Annotated in this window: 26 protein-coding genes and 1 tRNA gene; 12 read left to right on the top strand and 15 right to left on the bottom strand. The window is 67.8% G+C overall.

What is annotated here, in order from left to right; genetic code table 11:
* The first annotated feature begins 86 nt into the window (after positions 1–86).
* Positions 87–431, top strand: coding sequence for a hypothetical protein (locus ACX40P_RS10815; RefSeq protein WP_459126349.1), 345 nt, complete (start codon positions 87–89; stop codon positions 429–431).
* A gap of 203 nt (positions 432–634) precedes the next feature.
* On the opposite strand, the gene ACX40P_RS10810 is transcribed toward ACX40P_RS10815, so the two are convergent.
* The 4 genes from ACX40P_RS10810 to petA all read right to left on the bottom strand — a co-directional run bounded on the left by ACX40P_RS10810 (position 635) and on the right by petA (position 4085).
* Positions 635–1213: a peptidase gene (locus ACX40P_RS10810; protein ID WP_459126348.1), complete on the bottom strand. Its 579-nt coding sequence runs from the start codon at positions 1211–1213 to the stop codon at positions 635–637.
* A gap of 123 nt (positions 1214–1336) precedes the next feature.
* Positions 1337–2194 (bottom strand): cytochrome c1, encoded by an 858-nt coding sequence (locus tag ACX40P_RS10805; protein WP_459126347.1) that lies wholly within the window; start codon positions 2192–2194, stop codon positions 1337–1339.
* Positions 2195–2203: 9 nt separating this feature from the next.
* Entirely contained in the window at positions 2204–3511 is a 1308-nt protein-coding gene (locus ACX40P_RS10800; RefSeq protein WP_459126346.1) for a cytochrome b, read from the bottom strand.
* Between the two features lie 16 nt (positions 3512–3527).
* Positions 3528–4085 carry a ubiquinol-cytochrome c reductase iron-sulfur subunit gene (gene petA, locus ACX40P_RS10795; protein WP_459126345.1) on the bottom strand — a complete coding sequence of 186 codons (558 nt, stop codon included), beginning with the start codon at positions 4083–4085 and terminating at the stop codon, positions 3528–3530.
* Positions 4086–4248: 163 nt separating this feature from the next.
* Between petA and ACX40P_RS10790 the strand changes: the two genes are divergently transcribed.
* The 3 genes from ACX40P_RS10790 (at position 4249) to ACX40P_RS10780 (ending at position 5466) form a co-directional block, all read left to right on the top strand.
* Complete coding sequence (locus ACX40P_RS10790; protein ID WP_459126344.1) at positions 4249–4719, top strand: tRNA (cytidine(34)-2'-O)-methyltransferase; 471 nt, start codon at positions 4249–4251, stop codon at positions 4717–4719.
* Between the two features lie 48 nt (positions 4720–4767).
* Positions 4768–5139 (top strand): hypothetical protein, encoded by a 372-nt coding sequence (locus tag ACX40P_RS10785; RefSeq protein WP_459126343.1) that lies wholly within the window; start codon positions 4768–4770, stop codon positions 5137–5139.
* Between the two features lie 84 nt (positions 5140–5223).
* Positions 5224–5466 (top strand): hypothetical protein, encoded by a 243-nt coding sequence (locus ACX40P_RS10780; protein ID WP_459126342.1) that lies wholly within the window; start codon positions 5224–5226, stop codon positions 5464–5466.
* Here the strand turns inward: ACX40P_RS10780 and ACX40P_RS10775 are convergent.
* Entirely contained in the window at positions 5450–5638 is a 189-nt protein-coding gene (locus ACX40P_RS10775) for a hypothetical protein (protein ID WP_459126341.1), read from the bottom strand. The two genes, ACX40P_RS10780 and ACX40P_RS10775, sit on opposite strands and share 17 nt — an antisense overlap.
* A gap of 112 nt (positions 5639–5750) precedes the next feature.
* Here ACX40P_RS10775 and hemF point away from each other — a divergent pair, with 112 nt between their 5' ends.
* Both hemF and ACX40P_RS10765 read left to right on the top strand, forming a co-directional pair.
* Positions 5751–6593, top strand: coding sequence for an oxygen-dependent coproporphyrinogen oxidase (gene hemF / locus ACX40P_RS10770; protein ID WP_459126340.1), 843 nt, complete (start codon positions 5751–5753; stop codon positions 6591–6593).
* An 18-nt stretch (positions 6594–6611) separates the two neighbouring features.
* Positions 6612–7220: a GNAT family N-acetyltransferase gene (locus ACX40P_RS10765; protein ID WP_459126339.1), complete on the top strand. Its 609-nt coding sequence runs from the start codon at positions 6612–6614 to the stop codon at positions 7218–7220.
* Here the strand turns inward: ACX40P_RS10765 and ACX40P_RS10760 are convergent.
* Together ACX40P_RS10760 and ACX40P_RS10755 are read right to left on the bottom strand one after the other, a co-directional pair.
* Positions 7175–7975: a hypothetical protein gene (locus ACX40P_RS10760; protein WP_459126338.1), complete on the bottom strand. Its 801-nt coding sequence runs from the start codon at positions 7973–7975 to the stop codon at positions 7175–7177. The genes ACX40P_RS10765 and ACX40P_RS10760 overlap by 46 nt on opposite strands.
* Positions 7972–8826 (bottom strand): hypothetical protein, encoded by an 855-nt coding sequence (locus ACX40P_RS10755; protein ID WP_459126337.1) that lies wholly within the window; start codon positions 8824–8826, stop codon positions 7972–7974. Before ACX40P_RS10755 ends, ACX40P_RS10760 begins: the two co-directional genes overlap by 4 nt.
* A gap of 85 nt (positions 8827–8911) precedes the next feature.
* Between ACX40P_RS10755 and lipB the strand changes: the two genes are divergently transcribed.
* From lipB to ACX40P_RS10730, 5 genes are all read left to right on the top strand, one after another.
* Complete coding sequence (gene lipB, locus ACX40P_RS10750) at positions 8912–9595, top strand: lipoyl(octanoyl) transferase LipB (RefSeq protein ID WP_459126336.1); 684 nt, start codon at positions 8912–8914, stop codon at positions 9593–9595.
* 93 nt (positions 9596–9688) lie between these two features.
* Positions 9689–9952 carry a hypothetical protein gene (locus ACX40P_RS10745; protein WP_459126335.1) on the top strand — a complete coding sequence of 88 codons (264 nt, stop codon included), beginning with the start codon at positions 9689–9691 and terminating at the stop codon, positions 9950–9952.
* Positions 9953–10116: 164 nt separating this feature from the next.
* Positions 10117–10848: a hypothetical protein gene (locus ACX40P_RS10740; RefSeq protein WP_459126334.1), complete on the top strand. Its 732-nt coding sequence runs from the start codon at positions 10117–10119 to the stop codon at positions 10846–10848.
* A 112-nt stretch (positions 10849–10960) separates the two neighbouring features.
* Positions 10961–11269 (top strand): DUF485 domain-containing protein, encoded by a 309-nt coding sequence (locus ACX40P_RS10735; RefSeq protein WP_459126333.1) that lies wholly within the window; start codon positions 10961–10963, stop codon positions 11267–11269.
* Complete coding sequence (locus tag ACX40P_RS10730) at positions 11266–12885, top strand: cation acetate symporter (RefSeq protein WP_459126332.1); 1620 nt, start codon at positions 11266–11268, stop codon at positions 12883–12885. The genes ACX40P_RS10735 and ACX40P_RS10730 overlap by 4 nt, the downstream gene beginning before the upstream one ends.
* Positions 12886–13001: 116 nt before the next feature.
* Here ACX40P_RS10730 and ACX40P_RS10725 read toward each other — a convergent pair whose 3' ends face one another.
* The 3 genes from ACX40P_RS10725 to ACX40P_RS10715 all read right to left on the bottom strand — a co-directional run bounded on the left by ACX40P_RS10725 (position 13002) and on the right by ACX40P_RS10715 (position 15771).
* Entirely contained in the window at positions 13002–14348 is a 1347-nt protein-coding gene (locus tag ACX40P_RS10725; RefSeq protein ID WP_459126331.1) for an ABC1 kinase family protein, read from the bottom strand.
* 212 nt (positions 14349–14560) lie between these two features.
* A tRNA-Gln gene (locus ACX40P_RS10720) sits at positions 14561–14635 on the bottom strand.
* Between the two features lie 53 nt (positions 14636–14688).
* On the bottom strand, positions 14689–15771 hold the full coding sequence (locus tag ACX40P_RS10715; protein WP_459126330.1) for a branched-chain amino acid aminotransferase: 1083 nt from the start codon (positions 15769–15771) through the stop codon (positions 14689–14691).
* Between the two features lie 66 nt (positions 15772–15837).
* Here ACX40P_RS10715 and ACX40P_RS10710 point away from each other — a divergent pair, with 66 nt between their 5' ends.
* Complete coding sequence (locus tag ACX40P_RS10710) at positions 15838–16347, top strand: MarR family winged helix-turn-helix transcriptional regulator (protein ID WP_459126329.1); 510 nt, start codon at positions 15838–15840, stop codon at positions 16345–16347.
* Positions 16348–16492: 145 nt separating this feature from the next.
* Here the strand turns inward: ACX40P_RS10710 and ACX40P_RS10705 are convergent, their stop codons facing one another.
* From ACX40P_RS10705 to ACX40P_RS10685, 5 genes are all read right to left on the bottom strand, one after another.
* Positions 16493–17281 carry a pyrroline-5-carboxylate reductase family protein gene (locus ACX40P_RS10705; protein ID WP_459126328.1) on the bottom strand — a complete coding sequence of 263 codons (789 nt, stop codon included), beginning with the start codon at positions 17279–17281 and terminating at the stop codon, positions 16493–16495.
* Positions 17278–17784 carry a type III secretion system chaperone family protein gene (locus ACX40P_RS10700; protein ID WP_459126327.1) on the bottom strand — a complete coding sequence of 169 codons (507 nt, stop codon included), beginning with the start codon at positions 17782–17784 and terminating at the stop codon, positions 17278–17280. The genes ACX40P_RS10705 and ACX40P_RS10700 overlap by 4 nt, the downstream gene beginning before the upstream one ends.
* Before the next feature lie 117 nt (positions 17785–17901).
* On the bottom strand, positions 17902–18210 hold the full coding sequence (locus ACX40P_RS10695) for an accessory factor UbiK family protein (RefSeq protein WP_459126326.1): 309 nt from the start codon (positions 18208–18210) through the stop codon (positions 17902–17904).
* 9 nt (positions 18211–18219) lie between these two features.
* Positions 18220–18774, bottom strand: coding sequence for a TspO/MBR family protein (locus tag ACX40P_RS10690; RefSeq protein ID WP_459126325.1), 555 nt, complete (start codon positions 18772–18774; stop codon positions 18220–18222).
* 185 nt (positions 18775–18959) lie between these two features.
* Positions 18960–19544, bottom strand: coding sequence for a PEPxxWA-CTERM sorting domain-containing protein (locus tag ACX40P_RS10685; RefSeq protein ID WP_459126324.1), 585 nt, complete (start codon positions 19542–19544; stop codon positions 18960–18962).
* Positions 19545–19695: the final 151 nt, after the last annotated feature.

Here is a 19695-nt window from a genome sequence, read left to right as displayed (position 1 = left end):
GCCGGGGCGGATGTCGCCATCCGCCCCGGCCGCACCCGCGCACATGCGACATTGCGATGCGCGACAGGGCGGTATAGCATCGCGCCATGACGATCTGGCCCGCCGTGTCGCTGCTGTTCGCCCTCGCCGCTTCGCCGGCCTGGGCGGACGCATCGACGCCCGCCGACGCAGCCGCGGCTCCGCAGCACGATAATAATCAGCCGTCTCCGCCGCGCCGCGCCGGCGAACGCACCCGCCCGAGCCGGTGCGCGACCTGCGCCAACCCGTCGATCCGTCAGCCGATGACCGAGACGCCCAACCGCGCCCTGATGATGATCCCGGCGTCGCACCTGCGCCCGGCGCTTCCCGACTGGGCTGGCGAGGACCGGCGGCTGGCGATCTCGCCCGCTATCGCCATGCTCGACCGTCGCCCGCCTCTGCCGCGGTATTGAGATTAAGGCGACCGCCCGCCATGTCCGGTGCTCCCGCGCAGGTGGGAGTCCAGAGTCACAAAAGCCTTTGCCCGTAACCTTGGGCTCCCGCCCTCGCGGGAGCACGCCAACATGTGTATCAGCCCCGCTACCGTTCGTGCTGAGCGAAGTCGAAGCACATTGTTGGTGAGCCCGCTCAGGCTGGCGGAAAACCCTACCGAGACCTAATCCCGCCGACCGCGCCGCGCGCCCTGCCGATCCTGCCGCCCCTCGCTCCGATTGGGCCGACGCTCTTCGCGACGTTCGCGCATGCCCTCGGCCCGTGGTGCTTGTCCTTGCCGATAGACTTGGCGATCGTCCCGCCGCCCTCGCGCCACGTCTCCACGCGGCGCATGTCCCTCGCGATAGGTCGGGCGATCGTCGCGCCGGCCATCACGCCACCCGCGCCCATCCTGCCGCCGATCACGGGCATAGCCGGCCCAGTTGTCTCGGATCGCATTTCGGTCGCCGCGCCAATTCTGGCGACGGCCTTCCCAATACGCACGCTGCGTGTCGTTCCAGCGCTGCGGCCGGCGATAGCTGTCGTAGACGTAGGAGCCGGTGCCGGGATAATAATAGTCGCCGTACCAGCCGTAATAGCTCGGCGCGTAGTTCGCGTAGCCGAAGCCGTCGTCATAATAGCCGCGCCCATATCCGCCGCCGCCATAGCCGACCGACACCCCCGAATAGCCATAGCCGTCGGTACAGCCGGCAAGTGCGAGGCCGGCGGCGCCGGTGACGAGCAGGGTGCGTAAGAAGGACATGGGCTGGGTTCCAGAAAAGGCGCCAGATACGCGAGCGCTATTCCGAAACAGAGGGGCGACGCAACGGTTCCGCTGCGCCGCCCCTTCAGGCTCGTCGTGGCGCGGGGCGAAGCCCGCCGTCGATCAATGCTTCACGTCGCGCCAGACGCTCTGATAGGCGCCGTATGCCAGACCGCAGAAGATGATGAGGAAGATCACCGCAGCCCAGCCCGTCGTGTGGCGCGCCTCCAGCTTCGGCTCCGCCGTCCACACCAGGAACGCCGCGACGTCCTTCGCCATCTGGTCGACCGTCGAAGCGGTGCCGTCGGTATATTGGACCTGCCCGTTGGCGGTCAGCGGCGGTGCCATCGCGAGGTTGAGGTTCGCGAAATACGGATTGTAGTGCAGCCCCTTCGGCGTCTTCGCATCCGGGAACTTGGCGAGCAGCTCGGCCGGCTGGTTCGCATAGCCGGTGATGAGCGAATAGATGTATGCCGGGCCGTCGTGACGCGCCTTGGTCATCAGCGACAGGTCGGGCGGCACCGCATTGTTATTGGCGGCGCGCGCGGCGATGTCGTTGGCGAACGGCGCCGGGAAGTGGTCGGAGGCGAGGTTCTTGCGCGTCGCCATCTCGCCCGTCTCCGGGTTCGGCGCGGGCGTCTCGATCGCCCACTGGCCGGCGATCGCCTTCACCTCGGCTTCGGAATAGCCGATCTGCTGCAGATCGCGGAACGCGACCAGCTTCAGCGAATGGCACGCCGAACAGACTTCCTTGAACACCTGGAAACCGCGCTGCAGCTGCTGGCGGTCGAACTTGCCGGTGATGCCGTTCGAGGCAAGCTCCAGCTCCTTCGGATGCTTGTGGAACTCATGTTCCGCAGTGGGCCTTTCGGGCTCCTGCACCATGCTAACGACGGTCGAGATGCCGCCGATCAGCGCCATCACCGCAAATGCGAGCCCGGCCAGAAAGGCGAACGGGCGAACTCCTAGAAAACCGAGCATCGTCTGTCCTTATTCGGCCGGGGCGACAATGCCGCCGCTCATCGCTGTCTGTGCGGGGCTGGTGCCGCCATGCTTCGCCAGTACCGCCTCGGTGATCGAGTTGGGCAGCGGGCGGGGCTTCTCCATCGCCGACACGATCGGCAGGATCACCAGGAAGTGGAGGAAGTAATAGGCCGAAGCGAGCTGTCCGAGCAGGATCACGCCCGCCGTCGGGGCCGCGCCGCCGACATAACCCAGCACCACCACGTCCAGCACCAGCGCGACCAGGAACCAACGGTACACCGGCCGGAAATTGGCCGACCGCACCGGCGAGGTGTCGAGCCACGGCAGGAAGAACAGTAGTAGGATCGAGCCGAACATCGCCAGCACGCCCCACAGCTTCGCCGGGAACAGGAAGTCGATCGTGAACGACTTCAGGATCGCGTAGAACGGCAGGAAATACCATTCCGGCACGATGTGCGCGGGCGTCGAGAGCGGGTTGGCCGGGATGTAGTTGTCCGGGTGGCCCAGCAGGTTCGGCGAGAAGAAGATCAGCGAGGCGAAGATCAGCAGGAACACGCCGAGCCCGAAGCCGTCCTTGGCCGTATAATACGGGTGGAACGGCACCGTATCCTGCTCGTCCTTCACCTCGACGCCGGTCGGGTTGTTCGACCCCGGAATATGCAGCGCCCAGATGTGCAGGATGATGACGCCCGCGATCACGAACGGCAGCAGATAGTGGAGCGAGAAGAAGCGGTTCAGCGCGGCATTGTCCGGCGCGAAGCCGCCCAGCAGCCAGATGCGGATCGTCTCGCCCACCAGCGGGATCGCCGAGAAGAAGCCGGTGATGACCTGCGCGCCCCAGAAGCTCATCTGTCCCCAGGGGAGCACATAGCCCATGAACGCGGTCGCCATCATGAGGAGGAAGATGACGACGCCGAGCAGCCACACCATCTCGCGCGGCGCCTTGTACGACCCGTAGTAGAGGCCGCGACCGATGTGGATGTAGACGACCGCCAGGAACATCGACGCGCCGTTGGCGTGCGCATAGCGCAGGAACCAGCCCGCGTTCACGTCGCGCATGATGTGCTCGACCGAGTTGAACGCGATGTCGCCGTTGGCGGCATAGTGCATCGCGAGCACGATGCCGGTGACGATCTGGATCGCGAGCGCGGCGCCGGCGAGCACGCCGAAGTTCCAGAAATAGTTGAGGTTGCGCGGCACCGGATAACCGGCGCCGACCGCGTTGTAGACGAAGCGCGGCAGCGGCAGGCGCTCGTCCACCCACTTCATCAGCGGGTTCTTCGGCGCGTAATGCTTGGCCCAGGGAAAGCTCATGATGTCCTGATCCCTATCAGCCGACCGTCACGACGGTGTCGGAGGTGAATGCATATTCGGGCACGTGCAGGTTGGTCGGCGCCGGTCCCTGCCGGATGCGGCCGGCGGTGTCGTAGGCCGAGCCGTGGCACGGGCAGAAATAGCCGCCGAACGGCCCCTTGTTCTCGCCCTCGCCCGCGCCCAGCGGCACGCAGCCGAGATGGGTGCAGACGCCCAGCGTGATGAGCCAGTTCTTCTTGCCCGTCTTCGTGCGCTCTTCCAGCGTCTGCGGATCGCGCAGCGAAGACACCGCGACGGCATCGGCCTCGGCGATTTCCTTGGGCGTCAGGTTGCGCACGAACAGCGGCTGCTTGCGGAACGTCGTCTTGATCGCCTGCCCCGCCTGGATCGCCGAGATATCGATCTCGGTCGTCGACTGGGCCAGCACGTCGGCCGACGGGTTCATCTGGTTGACGAGCGGCAGCGCGATCACGCCCACGCCGACGCCGGCGAAGGCGACGGCGCCGATCTGCAGATAGTCGCGGCGGCGCGGATCCTTCGGACCCTCTGCGATCGCCTCGTGGTCAGTTGCCATGCATCAGCCCTTGCACTTCGAATCCCTGTGGCGCGGAATCACAGCGGATAGCCGTGGTGCGCCCCCCGGTTGCCCCCGGTGGTTGGCGGGCCTGATAAACGGCGCAGGAGCGCTTTGCCAACAGCAATTTGCGTGGACCGTTGTGGCCGCTAAGGCTGAGGCCATGCGCATCGCCCTTTACCAGCCCGAGATCGCCGGAAACGTCGGCGCCGTCCTGCGCACCGCCGCGTGTCTGGGCGTCGGTGTCGACCTGATCGAGCCGATGGGATTCGCGTGGGACGACAAGCGCGTGGCGCGGGCCGGGATGGACTATATCGCGCATGTACCGGTCACCCGCCACGCCGACTGGGCGACGTTCTCTGAAGTGGCGAGCGGGCGGCTGGTGCTGCTGACGACGAAGGGCGCGACGCCGCTCCACGACTTCGCCTTTGCCGCGGACGATGTGCTGTTGTTCGGGCAGGAGGGCGCCGGCGTTCCAGACCCTGTCCACGCTCGTGCCGATGCGCGCGTCGTCGTGCTTATGGCGCCGCCGCTGCGCTCGCTCAACCTGTCGGTATCGGTCGCGATCGTGCTGGCCGAAGCGTTGCGACAGACCGGCACGTGGCCGGGAAACACGGTCGATACCGACGCTTGATACATCAGCGGCTTTCATGCGTGAAACCATTATCTCGCGCCCTCTCGCTTGCTGCCGTCGTCGCACGGCCGGCTGGCACAGCCGGCTGGCACGACGCCCCAAGCGCCGCGACCGAGCGACGACGCCCGCCCACTCGGCAAGGCGCAAGCCGAGCGACGCGTCATTGATCGGTTTGCGCGACCTGCCCTTCACGATCTTCAGGGCGGCGCGGACGCGGCGTACCGACGCAACGCGATCGCGGTCGAGAAGACTGCCGAGCTCGACCGCCTCCATGCCGCCGACCCGGACGGCTACGTCCACATGTCGCGCATCTATCCGGGCCTGCCGCACTGGATGGCCCGAAAGGACGCCGAAACGCTGCCCTGGATGGCGGCTTCACCCGCGACCCTGGCCGAAGCGGATCGTGTGGCGGCAGGATGATGTGGCGACAGCGGTGGTGCGGCTGCCCGTCTTGAATGTGCAACCCGTCTTGAATGTGCAAAACGTCAGGGACACATCGCTGTAATGACCTTGGTCTTGTCGCTCGCCGCGTTCATCGCATTTATCTTCGCGCTTCCGGCGATCCTTCGAAAGGTCAAGACGGCACGGCCCGCGGCCACCGGGGCCGTTGCCCTGGCGCTTGGCATGGCGTTTTCCGCGTTTCTTGATCCTGCCAAAAAAGTTTCGATCGAACGGATCGAGAAAGCGAAAGAAACCGGCGCGAAATCCGCGGACGCTGGAGACACGAGAATTAGGTCCGACGGCTGAGCCGGGTCGACAGGATCGATCCGATCGCGAACGCCAGAAACCCGACCACGATGCAATCTGCGATGACGATCGGGACATACATGCCGAAATGGACTTCAGCGGCATGCTGCACCGCTTCACCCAGTATCGCCGGCACCATCAAAAGCAGCGCCGCCTGGTTCAGTTTCAACATTGCCCTACCCACTCTCGCCTGCTGCTAGGCCCGGCAGAAAGGGACACGCAAGCCCCCCTGAGACATTCCGCCCCATCGACTTGCCCCTGCCCCCTCCGCTAAACGCCCGCGCATGCAGCCATTAGACGCCGAACAGACCCAAGCTCGCCAGTGGTTCGAGCACCTTCGCGACCTGATCTGCGCCGAGTTCGAGGCGATCGAGCGCGAGGCCGGGTCCGACGCGACGTTCGACTATGTCGCCTGGGACCGGACCGACCCTTCCGGCGAACCCGGCGGCGGGGGCGTGCGCGGGGTGATGAAGGGCAAGGTGTTCGAGAAGGTCGGCGTCAACGTCTCCACCGTCGGCGGCGAGTTCGAGGGCGAGTTCGCCAAGTCGATCCACGGCGCGGCCGATCATCCGCAATTCTTCGCCACCGGCATCAGTCTCGTCGCGCACATGGCGAACCCGCACGTCCCCGCGGTCCACATGAACACCCGCTTCCTCTGCACCACGAAGCGCTGGTTCGGCGGCGGCGCCGACCTCAACCCGCCGCTGCCCGACGCGCACGACACACAGGATTTTCATGCCGAGCTGAAGGCAGCGTGCGACCGCCACGGCGACGATTATTACGACCGCTTCTCGGCCTGGGCGGAGGAGTATTTCCGCATCCCGCACCGCCACGTGAACCGCGGCGTCGGCGGCATCTTCTACGATCATCTCGAACACGGCTTCGAAGACGACTTCGCCTTAACCCAGGATGTCGGGCGTGCGTTTCTAGAGGCTTATCCGCGAATCGTGCGACGGCGCATGAACGATGTGTGGACGCCGGAGGACGAGGCAACGATGCTGGCGTGGCGCGGGCGCTACGCGGAATTCAACCTCGTCTACGATCGCGGCACGCTGTTCGGGTTGAAGACCGGCGGCAACATCGACGCGATCCTGATGAGCCTGCCGCCGCGCGCGACGTGGGCCTGATGTTGTGGGCCTGAACCGATGGGCCTGACCCCGGTGCCGCCCGACCAGTTGGCGACGATCGTCACCACGCTGGAGATGCCCGAGCGACCCCGCCCCCGACCGCTCCCCGAATCGCGACTGCGGCTGGTGCCGTGGGCTCAGCCGGCGCCCGCCGCCTATCGCACGCTCTTCGCCCGCGTCGGCACGCCGTGGCTGTGGTTTTCGCGCCTCGCGATGGACGATGCGCGGCTGACCGCGATCATCGGCGATCCCCGCGTCGCCGTGTTCGCCGTCGCCGATCCGACGGGGATCGAGGTCGGCATGCTGGAGCTGGACTACCGTGTCGCCGGCGCGTGCGAGCTCTCCTATGTCGGGCTGGTCCCCGAACTCGTCGGTCAGGGGCATGGCCGCTGGCTGCTCGCCCACGCCATCCAGCGCGCCTGGGCGAAGGACGTGGCGCGGGTATGGGTCCACACCTGCACGCTCGATCATCCACGCGCGCTCGGCGTCTATCGCGCCGCCGGCTTCGTGCCCGTCAAGCGCACGATCGAGACCTTCGCCGATCCCCGCGTCGCCGGCCTGCTGCCGCGCGACGCCGCCCCTCAGGTGCCGCTGCTCGACAGCCCATCGCTCGACAGGCGCCGATAGAGCGCGACCTCGACCAGCGCGAGCGCCAGGGCCGCCACCGCCGTCGTCAGCGACGCCGCCCCGTCGAACACCGCGGCGACGACCGGATTGGTGCCACCCGCGCCATTCGCGAGCGCCGCCAGCGCCAGGAACAGTGCGCCCGCCAGCTGCGCGGCCAGCAGCACCGCGCCATAGCTGCCCGCCATGACCCAGCCGTTGCCGCGCGTCATGCGCCAGCTGCGCTGGATCGCCGCCACCGCACCCACCGGTGCCTGCGCGACGATCACCGGCCCGGCGAGCATCGTGCGCCCCAGCAGGTAGAAGGCGACCGGGATGAGCGCCATCAGCAGAACCCGCGCACCCGCCCCCGGCATCAGGATGCCGACCGCCGGCACCGCGACCAGCGTCGAGCACAGCAGATAGCGCGGCAACAACAACACCGCGCGGCGCAGCGCGTGCCCCAACGTCGGTCGCGCCGGATCGCTCTGAAAGGCGATCACCGCCAGCGCGCCGAACAGCCCGAGCAGCGCCGCCAGCGCGTACCAGACGCCATAGCTGGTCAACCAGCCCGACAGCGCCTCGGTCCACGCCCGGATCTCCGCTTCGGTGGCCGGCTGGTCGCTGACCGCCAGCATCGCCGGCATCGGCGGCACCAGCAGCAGCACCGCATATTGCGGCAGGAACATCGTCAGCCCGGCGATCGGCACCAGCGCGCCGGCGTCGCGCCGCCACAGGCGCCACGCACCACCGAACGCCGCGGCATAGGACAATCTCACGCGACCACGCCGTCGCCGACGCCCGACCCTTGCGACAGCGATGCTTCGCCCGCCAGCGCGACATAGAGCTTGCCGTAGAACGCTGCCGCCAATGCCGTCAGCGCCGTCGTCACCACCGCGCTCACGATCGCGGTCACCACGCTCGCGGCGGTGACCGGGCCGGTCCCGCCGAGCGCCAGCTTCACGATCGACCCGACGACGCTGTTCACCGCCATCACCGCGACGAACGTCACGACGACGTAGAGCAGCAGCACGCCAACCAGCTTCCACGTCATGCCGCGCGACAGACGAAACGCGCGCGGGATCGCGCTTAGGCCGCGCCGCTCCGCCGCGACGACGCCGATCAACGGCATCAGGCGCGCGCCAACGAACAGGATCAGGATCAGATAGACGAACGTATAGGCGACGATCGACCAGCCCAGCGTCGGCGTCATCGCACTGAACATCGCGGCCCCGCCACCCCGCGCCGCCGCCGGGTCGATCCCGGCCAGCACCAGCAGCAGCGCCAGCGGCACGAACAGCGCGGCAAAACCGATCACGACCAGCACGAACACGCCGATCGCCGGCAGCAACCGCGACGTCGCGACCCGCTGCGCGCCCTGCCCCAGCGCCGGATCGATTGCGCGCGACACGATGACCAGCTGTCCCCAGAGCGACAACAGCGCGACGATCGTCGAGACGGCGAACAGGCCCAGCCGCGTCGGAAGGCCGGCCGTCAGCCGCAACGGCTCGACGCTGCCCGAGATGCACGCCGGCACGAACAGCGCCAGCACGATCACCGGCATCAGCCGCGGCAGGTGGTCGCCCAGAAACTCGGTGGTACGGTCCCAGACCTGCCCAATGCTCGCCATCTATCTGTCCCCTATGGTCGGCCGGCGCATAGCCCAGCGCCCGTATCCTTGCCAATCGCGTTCGGCGTCAGCATCTGCATGGGCGATGGACGACACCCTCACCCCTCAGACGCAAGAGATCGAATGGCGCGTGACGCCCGGCCTGACCGATTATGCCGCCGCGCTGGCGGAGATGGAGGCATGCAATGCCGCAGTGCAGGCCGGCGCCGCGTCCGAACTCGTCTGGCTGCTCGAACATCCGCCGCTCTACACCGCCGGCACCAGCGCCGATGTCGCCGAGCTGATCGACGCCCGCTTCCCCGTCCACGCGACCGGGCGCGGCGGGCGCTACACCTATCACGGGCCGGGCCAGCGCGTCGGCTATCTCGTACTCGATCTCGCCAAGCGCGGCCGCGACGTGCGCTGCTTCGTCCATGCGCTGGAGGGCTGGGTGATCGATGCGCTGGCCGGCATCGGCATCGAGGCGTTCCGCGCGGAGGGCCGCATCGGCATCTGGACGCGCGATTCCATCCGTGGCGAGGCGAAGATCGGTGCGATCGGCGTGCGCGTGAAACGCTGGGTCACGATGCACGGCTTTTCGGTCAACCTGTCCCCCGATCTGTCACATTTCGGCGGTATCGTGCCGTGCGGCATCGCCGATTACGGCGTCACCAGCGCCGCCGCGCTCGGGCGTTCCCCCTCGCTGGAGGGCTTCGACGCGGCGCTCAAAACCGCCTTTCCCGCCTTCCTGGCGGCGCTTACGTGTGCAACTGCGAAAAACGAGGCTTGAGGGCAGCGTGGATGTTGTTTAATGTCCCCCTCGATTTGGGGAATAAAAAAGGCATCCAGCCGACCCGGATCGCCTTATCTAGGGAGCTTCCACATGCGTGCAATTCTTGCCAAGGGCCTGACGGCCTCGATGATCGCCGGCGCGGCGCTGCTCGTTTCCGCCTGCGGCGGTTCGACCGAGACCACCCCTGAGAACACCGTTGTCACCGATCTGAACGTCACCGACGCGACGATGGACGGCACGATGACCGACAACATGACCGCCGTCGACGGCGCCATGGGCAACGACGCCATGATGGCCAACACGATGGACGCCAACATGATGATGACCAACACCGCGACCACCAACGCGATGTAATCATCGTGGAGGCTGTGTATCACGGCCTTCGCAAAACGTTTGGGCCGTCCGGGAAACCGGGCGGCCCTTTCGATTCTCGGGGCGCGCGTTTCGGACAGCACGGGCGAACGGCCCGTCGCAAGCGCCGCGGACGACGAACAAAACCCTTTTGAAAGCAGCCGAACATGCTTAATCGCTGGCACCAGACGTGGCGTCCCGGCCCGTTCGAGAGGTTGTCGATGAAGCCGTTGCGTATCCTGGCCGTTTCCACCGCGGCCGTGCTGGCCGCCACCGCGGCGCTGCCCGCGTCCGCCCAGTTCTTCTTCCAGCCGCCCGACCTGCGCGGCGCGCCCGTGACGGGCGAGGAACCCGGCATCATCGCCCAGACGCTGCCCGGCGCCACGCCTGAGGAGCTGAAGGCCGCGCTGGTGTGGAACATGCGCGCCGGCCTGAACGTCGCCGCGCTGCAGTGCGATTTCATGCCGCCGCTGCTCGCGCGCTACAATTACAACAAGATCCTGGGCGACCACCGCGTCGAGCTCGACGAATCCTATTCCCGCCTCGCCGCCTATTTCAACCGCGTCGCGCCGGCGAAGAACAAGAAGGCCGGCCAGACCGCGCTCGACCAGTATGGCACCCGCGTCTACTCCAGCTTCTCGACGGTCGGCGCACAGCTGACCTTCTGTCAGACCGCGGGCGAGCTTTCGAACCTCGCCGTGTTCGTGCCGCGCGGCAGCTTCACGACCTTCGCGCAGGAGCGCCTTCGCCAGCTGCGCAACAGCCTCGTCCTGTCGGGCGAGCAGCGCTTCCCCTGGGGCATCTACGTCCGCCAGTGGGTCGCGCCGCGCTGGGACGCGATGTGCTGGAAGAACGGCGAATGGGTCGCCAAGAAATGCGGACCGCAGCAGTTCGGGTAGGATAACCGACGCAAGCCAGTCCCGACATCCGGTAGAATGTTCCGGATGTCGAGATACAGGCTGGCAAAGCGCCGCCCGCCATCTATGATCCCCGCCATTGAGGGGAGGCTGTATGGACGACGCGGCATTGGAACGCCTGGGCGATGACCCGCGCTATCGGCGGCTCGTGCGCCGACGCGGGCGGCTGGGCGTCACGCTGACCGCGATCGTGATGGTCGCCTATCTCGGCTTCATCCTGCTCGTTGCCTTCGACAAGACGCTGCTCGGCCGCTCGCTGTCGGGCGGCGCGACCACGCTCGGCATCCCGATCGGCCTGGGCGTCATCGCCATCGCGATCCTGTCGACCGGCTTCTACGTCTATCGCGCCAACCGCGAATTCGACGGCGCCGTCGCCGCCATCGTGTCGGAACCGCACGCATGAGCGGCGGCACCGCGACCTCATCGCTGCTGATGTTCGCCGCCTTCGTGCTCTTCACGCTCGGCATCACGCGCTGGGCGGCACGACGGACGCGCACCGCGGACGATTTCTACGCGGCGGGGGGCGGCATCACCGGCTTCCAGAACGGCCTCGCCATCGCGGGCGACTTCATGTCGGCCGCCTCCTTCCTGGGCATCTCGGCGCAGATCTTCGCGGACGGCTATGACGGGCTGATCTACTCGATCGGCTTCCTCGTCGGCTGGCCGATCGTGCTGTTCCTGATGGCGGAGCGGCTCCGCAACCTCGGCCGCTACACCTTCGCCGACGTCGCCTCGTTCCGCTTCGCGCAGACGCCGGTGCGCAGCCTCGCCGCCGTATCCACGCTGATGGTCGTCCTCTTCTACCTGATCGCGCAGATGGTCGGCGCGGGTCAGCTCATCCGCCTGCTGTTCGGCCTGCCCTACCCCTATGCGGTCGGCATCGTCGGCGTGATGATGACGCTCTACGTCCTGTTCGGCGGCATGCTGGCAACGACGTGGGTGCAGATCGTGAAGGCGGTGCTGCTGCTCGGCGCGGCCAGCTTCATGGCGGCGGCGGTGCTGTGGAAGTTCGGCTTCTCGCCCGAAGCGCTCTTCGCCCGCGCCATACAGGCGAAGACCGATCTCGCCATCGCCAAGGGCGCAGCGCCCGCCGCAGCCGCCGACGCGGGCCGCTCGATCATGAGTCCCGGCGGCTTCATCAAGGACCCCGTCTCCGCCATCTCGCTCGGCCTCGCGCTGATGTTCGGCACCGCCGGCCTGCCGCACATCCTGATGCGCTTCTTCACCGTGCCCAACGCAAAGGCGGCGCGGACGTCGGTTTTGTGGGCGACGGGTTGGATCGGGTATTTTTACCTGCTCACCTTCATCATCGGCTTCGGCGCGATCGTGCTCGTTGGAACCGAGCCGGGCTATCTCGACCCGACCGGCGCGCTTCGCGGCGGCGGCAACATGGCGGCGGTGCATCTGGCGCACGCGGTGGGCGGGGACCTGTTCCTCGGCTTCGTCTCTGCGGTCGCCTTCGCGACCATCCTCGCGGTCGTCGCCGGCCTCACCCTCTCGGGCGCATCGGCGGTCAGCCACGATCTCTACGCCAGCGTCTTCCGGCGCGGGCGGGTCGATCAGGCGGCGGAACTGCGGGTGTCGCGCATCACCGTCATCGTGCTGGCCGTCGTCGCGATCGGTCTGGGCATCCTGTTCGAGAAGCAGAATGTCGCCTTCATGGTCAGCCTCGCCTTCGCGCTCGCCGCCTCGGCCAACTTCCCCGTGCTGCTGCTGTCCTTGCTGTGGAAGGGCTGCACCACCCGCGGCGTCTTGGTCGGCGGCACGGTCGGGCTCCTGCTCGCCCTCGGCCTCACCATCCTGTCGCCGGCGATCTGGGTGACGGTGCTCGGCCACGCCGCGCCGATCTTCCCCTACGGGTCGCCCGCGATCTTCTCGATGCCCGCGGCGTTCTTCACCATTTGGCTGGTGTCGGTTCTCGACCACAGCGGCCGCGCCGCGGTCGATCGCTCGGGCTATCTCGCACAGCGCGTGCGGTCGGAAACCGGCATCGGGGCGGTCGGGGCAAGCCGGCACTGACCGCCATTCGTCCGGGCTGAGCGCCCCCACACCGTTCGGGCTGAGCTTGTCGAAGCCCTGCCCTTCTTCATGCTACAAGGCGCGCCCAAGGAAGAAAGGACAGGGCTTCGACAGGCTCAGCCCGAACGGGGTGACCAATCCACCGCCCCCGCCGCCAGCCCGCGCACGTCCACCCGCGCCTTCAGCCGCGCCGCCAGCAGCGCGGTGCCGCTCACCTTGCGCTGCACGAACAGCGTCTCGACCTGCGGCACATGCCATGTCGCGCGGTCGGCGATCATCGCCTTTGCCTCCTCGCGCACCACCGGCACGAAGGCGCGGTCGCCGAAGTCGAACGGTCCCGCCCGGTTGAGCGCATCGTCGATCGCCGCGATGATCCGGTCGACCGCCGCCCCGTGCGCCGCCGCCGCCGCCGCGCCCAGAAACCCCGTCTCCACCGCCACCGCGCGGATGCCCGCGCGATCCCGCGCCAGCCCCGCCGCGATCAGCCGCCGATACGCCGCCGCCGTGCCCTCCGGCACCGCGCGGGTGGCACCGAAATCGAGCAACACCAGCGCGCCCGTCCCCGGCTGCCAGCGATAGTTCGCGAAATTCGGGTCGGTCTGCATCGTGCCGAAGTCGAACAGCTCGCGCAGCACCAGCGATATCAGCGCGGTCATCGCCGCATCGCGCGCGTCCTGCGGCGCGTCGGCCAGCGTCTCCACCGGCCGCCCCTCGACGAAGCTCATCGCCAGCACGCGCTTCGTCGTCAGCGCGTCTTCCAGCACCGGCACGACATAACGCGCATCGCCGGCCAGCCGCTCGCCATACGCCCGCAGCTGCGCGCCCTCGCGCTCGTAATCGGCTTCCTCGGCCAGCTGGCGCTTCGCCTCGGTCAGCAGCGGCGTCAGGTCGATCGACGGCGGCAGCACGCCCGACAGGCGCAGCAGCGTCGCGACATTGTCGACGTCGGCATCGATGCTCTCCGCGACGCCGGGATATTGTACCTTGATCGCCAGCAAGCGTCCGTCGGGCAGCGTCGCGCGGTGGACCTGCCCGATCGACGCGGCCGCCACCGGCGACGCCTCGAAATGCCGGAACCGCCGCCGCCAGTCCGCGCCCCATTCCTGCCGCAGCACCGTGTCGAGCTGCGCGGGCGGCATCCGATACGCCTGGTCGCGCAACCGCGCGAGGATCGACGACAGCTCGGGCGGCAGCATGTCGCCCGCATCCATCGAGATCATCTGCCCCAGCTTCATCGCCGCCCCGCGCATGTGCGAGAGGCGATCCGTCACCCGCGCGGCATTGCCCGGCGTCAGCACGAGGTCGCTCATCCGCGGCCGCTCGCCACTCGCCAGCCGCCGCGCCCCCTCCGCCAGCATCCCGCCCGCAACGCCCCCGGCCAACCGCCCGAAGCCCCCCAGCCGCGCCAGCCGCCCGCTCGGCACCGCGCGGTGCTTCAGGGGTCGTTCGTCGTCATTCTGCATGGAGGGATAACGCCGCCGGAGCGGTGATGGGTGCGGCCTAGCTGATCGAAACAGACCCCTCCACCGTTCGTGCTGAGCCTGTCGAGGCACTGCCCTTCTTCATCCCGCCGCGTTTGGTACACGCAGAAAGTGCAGAACTTCGACAAACTCAGCCCGAACGTAAGGAATAGGATCGAACGGGCGACGGTCAGCGGAACGATGCGCGAAACGTCTGGCTGGGGCGGCAGGGTTCGAACCTGCGAATGGCGGCATCAAAAGCCGCTGCCTTACCACTTGGCGACGCCCCAGCACGGACGCGAAGCGGCGCTTATACCCTCGCGCCGCCCGGTTGGAAGCCCCTTCAAGCGATCCGCTGAAGCCAACCGTGCGGGTCGGGCGCGCGGCCGCGTTGCAGGTCGCTCAGCTGGCGCAGGATGCGCGCGGTCGTCTGGCCGGTGCCGCCGCCGCCGATCTCGAACCCATAGTCCGGGCCGGCGACCTTACCGATCGGGGTGACGACCGCGGCGGTGCCGCAGGCGAAGGCCTCGACCAGATCGCCGCTCGCGGCGTCTGCGCGCAGCTGCTCGATCGAATAGAGCTCCTCGCGCACGGTCAGCCCCTCGTCGCGCAGCATCTGCAGGATCGACGCGCGGGTGATGCCGGGCAGGATCGTGCCGGTCAGCGGCGGCGTCACCACGCTGCCGTCGGCCATCACGAACATCACGTTCATGCCGCCCAGTTCCTCGATCCAGCGCCGCTCGACCGCGTCGAGGAACAGCACCTGATCGTGGCCGCGCTTCACCGCCTCCGCCTGTGCGACCAGGCTGGTGGCATAGTTGCCGCCGCACTTGGCCGCGCCCGTGCCGCCGGGGGCCGCGCGCGTATAGTCGTGGCTGACCCACAGCGACACCGGGCGCGCCCCGCCCTTCCAGTACGCACCGACCGACGATGCCAGCACGCAATAGAGATATTCGCTGGCCGGCTTCACGCCCAGGAACACCTCGCTCGCGATCATGAACGGGCGCAGGTACAGCGCGCCGCCGTCGACCTGCGGGATCCAGTCGCGGTCGGTCAGCACCAGCCGGCGGCACGATTCGACGAACAGATCCTCGGGCAGTTCAGCCATCGCCATGCGCTGCGCCGATCGGCGGAAGCGCGCCGCATTCTCGTCCGCCCGGAACAGCGCGATGCCGCCGTCGTCGAGCGTATAAGCCTTCATCCCCTCGAAAATTTCCTGCGCATAATGCAGCACCGCCGTCGCCGGATCGACCGTCAAGGGCGCGCGGGCGGTGATCTTCGCGTCGTGCCAGCCCTTGTCGGTCGAATAGCGGATCGTCGCCATGTGGTCGGTGAAAACCCGCCCGAAACCGGGATCGGCGAGCAGGCCGGCACGCGTGCCGACATCGATCGGGCGCTGGTTGGGTTCGAAGGCGAAATGCGTCATCGGGCACGGTCCATCGCGGGCGAAAGGGTTGATCGGCGGGTAGGAGCGGTGCCATGAAAGGTCAACATGGCTGGCCCAAACCCCGACCCCGCGCGCGGCGCCACCACCGCCTCGCCGCTGTTCCTGACCGAGCCGGAGATCCGGCGCGGGATCGAGCTGCTGTACTTCGGCTACAGCCACCTGACGCGCTCGATCGATGCGGGACTCGCCGAACAGGGGCTGGGCCGGGCACACCACCGCGCACTCTATTTCATCGCGCGGCGGCCCGGCCTGCCGGTCGGCGAGTTGCTCGGCCTGCTCGCGATCACGAAACAGTCGCTGGGCCGCGTGCTGCTCGACCTGCAGGCGCGCGATCTGGTCGAGACCCGCCCGGGCGACCGCGACCGGCGCCAGAAGCTGCTGACGCTCACCACCACCGGCCGCGCGCTGGAGGGACAGCTCTACGCCGCCCTCTGCACCCGGCTGGCGGCGGCGTACTCGAGCGCCGGACAGGGCGCGGTCGGCGGCTTCTGGGCAGTGCTGGAGGGACTGATCCCCGACAGCGAACGCGCGCGGGTCGCGCGGTTGGGGAGTTAGGCGCGCGCCTCCCGTTCGGGAGGAAAACCCCACCCCCCGTTCGGGCTGAGCTTGTCGAAGCCCTGCCGTTTCTTCCTCACCTCCCGCCCTGCGGCACGAAGACGGACAGTCCTTCGACAAGCTCAGGACGAACGGTGGTGGTAAATTACCGCGCCTCTTCCGCCATTTCCGCACTCCGCTTCGCCGTCGCGTCCTGCGTCGCCGCGATCAGCCGCAGCAGCGCGTCGCCTGCATCGAGTACGTCCAGCCCCGCCCGGGTGGTCCCGCCCTTGCTCGCCACCCGATCGGCGAGCACCGCCGGCGAAACGTCGGACGCCGCCGCTAACGCCGCCGCGCCGCCCAGCGTCGCGATCGCCAGCCGCCGCGCCTGCATCGGGTCCATCCCCATGTCCGCCGCACCCTGCGCCAGCGCGTCGATGAAGCGGAACACGAACGCCGGCCCAGATCCTGACACCGCGATCACCGCGTGGAACAGCGCCTCGTCGTCGATCCACTCGACCAGCCCGAGCGGCGCCATCAGCGTGTCGGCGACCGCGCGCGTCTCCGCATCGACATCGCCGTACAGCGCGACGACGCCCTGCCCGATCGACACCGGCAGATTGGGCATCGCCCGCACCACCGCCGCCCCCGGCACGCGCGCCGCCAGCGTCGCCGCCTCCGCCCCCGCCAGGATCGACAGCAGCACCCGCGGCCGCGCCGCCGCCAGCGCGGGCGCGACCTGATCCAGCTGCTGCGGCTTCACCGCCAGCACGACGACGTCGGCCGGTCCCTCCGGCACCGACGCGACCACCGCGACGCCCGCCGGCACCATTGGCGCTCCCGGATCGATCACCGTGATCCGCGCCGGATCGATGCCGTGCGCAATCCAGCGCGACAGCATCGCCCCGCCCATGTTGCCGGCACCCACCAGCCAGATGGCCCGCGCGTCGCTCATGCCTCGCCCTGCGTCTCGATCAGCGCGGCGGCGATCGCTTCCTTCGGCGTCTTGCCGCCCCACAGCACGAACTGGAACACGGGATAGAAGCGCTCGCACTCATCGATCGCGCTCTCGACGATCGTCTCCGCACCCTCCAGCGTGAGCGCCGGGCCGTCCTCGCCCTCCATCATCGCGGCGTGACGGTACAGCAGGATGCCGCTCGACGACCACAGTTCGAAATGCCCGATCCACAGCTGCTCGTTCACCAGCCCGATCGCTTCATACATCGCGGCGCGGCGTTCGTCGGCGACGCGAACGTCGGGAAAGGCGAGGAATTGCAACACGCTGTCGTCGTCGCGCCAGATCGCGCGCAGCTCGTATTCGGTCCAGCTGCCCTTCACCTTCGCGACGATCTCGTCGTCGTCGCGCTCGTGGTGCCAGCCATGCGCGGCGTAATAGCGCTCCAACATGTCGATGGGCGCCGCCTCGTCGCGGTCGGTTCCGGTTTCGTCGAGCATCATGTCCTTATCCCCGCTGGCGGCAGGAATGAAAAGCGGCGACGCACGGGGTCCCCATGCGCCGCCTGCAAAAGCTGTGGAAAAGATTGCCGTGGCGCGCGCCGCCACTGCAAATCGTGTTCAGAGCGTCGGGATCGGCCCGGTCGCCGGCTTGTCGTCCGACCCGGCCTGCGCGCCCGATGCAGCACCGGCGCGCGCCTCGATCGCATCGAGCCGCGCCTTCAGCGCCTCGTTCTCATCGCGCGCGGCGGCGGCCATCGCCTTCACCGCCTCGAACTCCTCGCGGCTGACGAAGTCCAGCCCGCCGATGAAGCTGCGGGCATGCTCGCGCACGCTGTCGCCCGCCTCGCGGGTCGCCCCGGCCATCGTGCCGGCGGCACCGTTCACGAATTTGACGAAATCGTCGAAGATGCGGTTTTCGGTCTGCATGGGAACTCCTCAGAGCTGAATCTGGGTGGTCGGACCCTCTGCTGCAAGACCTTCGGCGCCGGGGTTCAGCTGGCCGATGCTGTAGGTCAGCACGCCGGCGAAGCTGATCCACACCATATAGGGCACCAGCAGCCACGCCGCCGTCCTGCGGATGCGGGCGAACGCGAAGGTCGTCAGGATCGACAGCGCGAGCATGACAAGGATCAGCACGAACGCCGCCGTGATCCGGTGCGCGCCGAAGAACAACGGCGTCCAGGCGAGGTTGCAGGCGAACTGGATCGCGAACAACGTGATCGCCGTCCGCCGCCCCCGCGCCCGCCGCGCCGCGGCGATCATCGCCACCGACAGGCCGAGCAGGATGTAGAGCGTCGTCCAAGAGACCGGAAAGACCCAGCCGGGCGGCGTCAGCTCGGGCTTGGTCAGCGCGACATACCAGGCGTTGTCGCTACCGCTCGGCACCAGCCGTCCCGAGAGAAACCCCAGGAACAGCACCAGCGGCACCGTGACGACCGCCCAGCGCAGGAACGACGCCCGCAATTGCCCCCGTGACGCAATCTCACCCAAACGAACGCCCTTTCCGCCGATGATGTCGCATGGTGTTAACGAGCCGTGCTGCGCGGCACAATGCAGATGGCGGGCGCAACTGTCCCAACTCCAGCCGCGATACCCGCGCCGGCGGAAACCTCCGCGAAAAAGCCGCCGGCCCTTCGACCGACGGCTTCTTCAGCCCGACCCGGGGGGTGATCCGATCAGGCGAAGCGGATACGCGTCGTCACCGTCTGGCGGCGCATCGCGAAACCGATGCCGCCGAAGCCGACCAGCATCATCGCCCATGTCGCCGGCTCGGGCACGGCGCCGGTCGCAGCTGAAGCGATCTGGACGATACCGGTCTGCCGCGCGACGGTTATGTTGGCCCTGGAGTAGTTGGTTGAGACACCTTCGCCTGCCCCGTCAAAATCGAAGCACGCTCCCGTCTGAATGCAGTAGAAAGCCTGAGGGCCCTGGTTGACGAGGAGGAACCCGTTGTTTCCCGTCGCGCTGAGATTGAAAAACAGTCCGGACGTTGTTGCAGTCAACGCGCTACCGAAAATCGAAATAAACGGACTGTCTCCCGTGCTGGTAATCGTTCGCGTGCCTTGCGCATCCACCAGCGTGAGATCGAACGCCGTGATGTTCGATGTTTGAAGGACGCCGGTCGTGTCGTCTGTGGTGATGGTGCCGGTGACGCTGGCTTTACCGACACTGCGCGACATGTTGAAGACCACCGCATTCGCCGGGGCGGCCACGCTGGCCAGTAGCAACGCCGATGCGATGTAAACGTTTGAATTCTTCATGATTGGTCCCCCCTTTGAAGTTCCGTCGAAGATGTCCGACGTGATGGGGACAGCCAGATAGACCCGGTTACGCTCTGTAAACGAGTTGCTATCCAGTTTGAATCGGCGCTTGAAAGAGGCTGCAACGCCGTCCCCGATCGGGACGACTAGC

The sequence above is a fragment of the Sphingomonas sp. RS2018 genome (assembly GCF_054489605.1).
Note: the sequence above shows the minus strand (reverse complement) of the source record. Positions and strands in the feature narration are given on the sequence as shown.

What these genes read in the sequence shown, in the direction of transcription:
- ACX40P_RS10815 (WP_459126349.1), top strand. Translation starts at nt 87, where the DNA reads ATGACGATCTGGCCCGCCGTGTCGCTGCTGTTCGCCCTCGCCGCTTCG.
- ACX40P_RS10810 (WP_459126348.1), bottom strand. Translation starts at nt 1,213, where the DNA reads ATGTCCTTCTTACGCACCCTGCTCGTCACCGGCGCCGCCGGCCTCGCA.
- ACX40P_RS10805 (WP_459126347.1), bottom strand. Translation starts at nt 2,194, where the DNA reads ATGCTCGGTTTTCTAGGAGTTCGCCCGTTCGCCTTTCTGGCCGGGCTC.
- ACX40P_RS10800 (WP_459126346.1), bottom strand. Translation starts at nt 3,511, where the DNA reads ATGAGCTTTCCCTGGGCCAAGCATTACGCGCCGAAGAACCCGCTGATG.
- petA (WP_459126345.1), bottom strand. Translation starts at nt 4,085, where the DNA reads ATGGCAACTGACCACGAGGCGATCGCAGAGGGTCCGAAGGATCCGCGC.
- ACX40P_RS10790 (WP_459126344.1), top strand. Translation starts at nt 4,249, where the DNA reads ATGCGCATCGCCCTTTACCAGCCCGAGATCGCCGGAAACGTCGGCGCC.
- ACX40P_RS10780 (WP_459126342.1), top strand. Translation starts at nt 5,224, where the DNA reads ATGACCTTGGTCTTGTCGCTCGCCGCGTTCATCGCATTTATCTTCGCG.
- ACX40P_RS10775 (WP_459126341.1), bottom strand. Translation starts at nt 5,638, where the DNA reads ATGTTGAAACTGAACCAGGCGGCGCTGCTTTTGATGGTGCCGGCGATA.
- hemF (WP_459126340.1), top strand. Translation starts at nt 5,751, where the DNA reads ATGCAGCCATTAGACGCCGAACAGACCCAAGCTCGCCAGTGGTTCGAG.
- ACX40P_RS10765 (WP_459126339.1), top strand. Translation starts at nt 6,612, where the DNA reads ATGGGCCTGACCCCGGTGCCGCCCGACCAGTTGGCGACGATCGTCACC.
- ACX40P_RS10755 (WP_459126337.1), bottom strand. Translation starts at nt 8,826, where the DNA reads ATGGCGAGCATTGGGCAGGTCTGGGACCGTACCACCGAGTTTCTGGGC.
- lipB (WP_459126336.1), top strand. Translation starts at nt 8,912, where the DNA reads ATGGACGACACCCTCACCCCTCAGACGCAAGAGATCGAATGGCGCGTG.
- ACX40P_RS10745 (WP_459126335.1), top strand. Translation starts at nt 9,689, where the DNA reads ATGCGTGCAATTCTTGCCAAGGGCCTGACGGCCTCGATGATCGCCGGC.
- ACX40P_RS10740 (WP_459126334.1), top strand. Translation starts at nt 10,117, where the DNA reads ATGCTTAATCGCTGGCACCAGACGTGGCGTCCCGGCCCGTTCGAGAGG.
- ACX40P_RS10735 (WP_459126333.1), top strand. Translation starts at nt 10,961, where the DNA reads ATGGACGACGCGGCATTGGAACGCCTGGGCGATGACCCGCGCTATCGG.
- ACX40P_RS10730 (WP_459126332.1), top strand. Translation starts at nt 11,266, where the DNA reads ATGAGCGGCGGCACCGCGACCTCATCGCTGCTGATGTTCGCCGCCTTC.
- ACX40P_RS10725 (WP_459126331.1), bottom strand. Translation starts at nt 14,348, where the DNA reads ATGCAGAATGACGACGAACGACCCCTGAAGCACCGCGCGGTGCCGAGC.
- ACX40P_RS10715 (WP_459126330.1), bottom strand. Translation starts at nt 15,771, where the DNA reads ATGACGCATTTCGCCTTCGAACCCAACCAGCGCCCGATCGATGTCGGC.
- ACX40P_RS10710 (WP_459126329.1), top strand. Translation starts at nt 15,838, where the DNA reads ATGGCTGGCCCAAACCCCGACCCCGCGCGCGGCGCCACCACCGCCTCG.
- ACX40P_RS10705 (WP_459126328.1), bottom strand. Translation starts at nt 17,281, where the DNA reads ATGAGCGACGCGCGGGCCATCTGGCTGGTGGGTGCCGGCAACATGGGC.
- ACX40P_RS10700 (WP_459126327.1), bottom strand. Translation starts at nt 17,784, where the DNA reads ATGATGCTCGACGAAACCGGAACCGACCGCGACGAGGCGGCGCCCATC.
- ACX40P_RS10695 (WP_459126326.1), bottom strand. Translation starts at nt 18,210, where the DNA reads ATGCAGACCGAAAACCGCATCTTCGACGATTTCGTCAAATTCGTGAAC.
- ACX40P_RS10685 (WP_459126324.1), bottom strand. Translation starts at nt 19,544, where the DNA reads ATGAAGAATTCAAACGTTTACATCGCATCGGCGTTGCTACTGGCCAGC.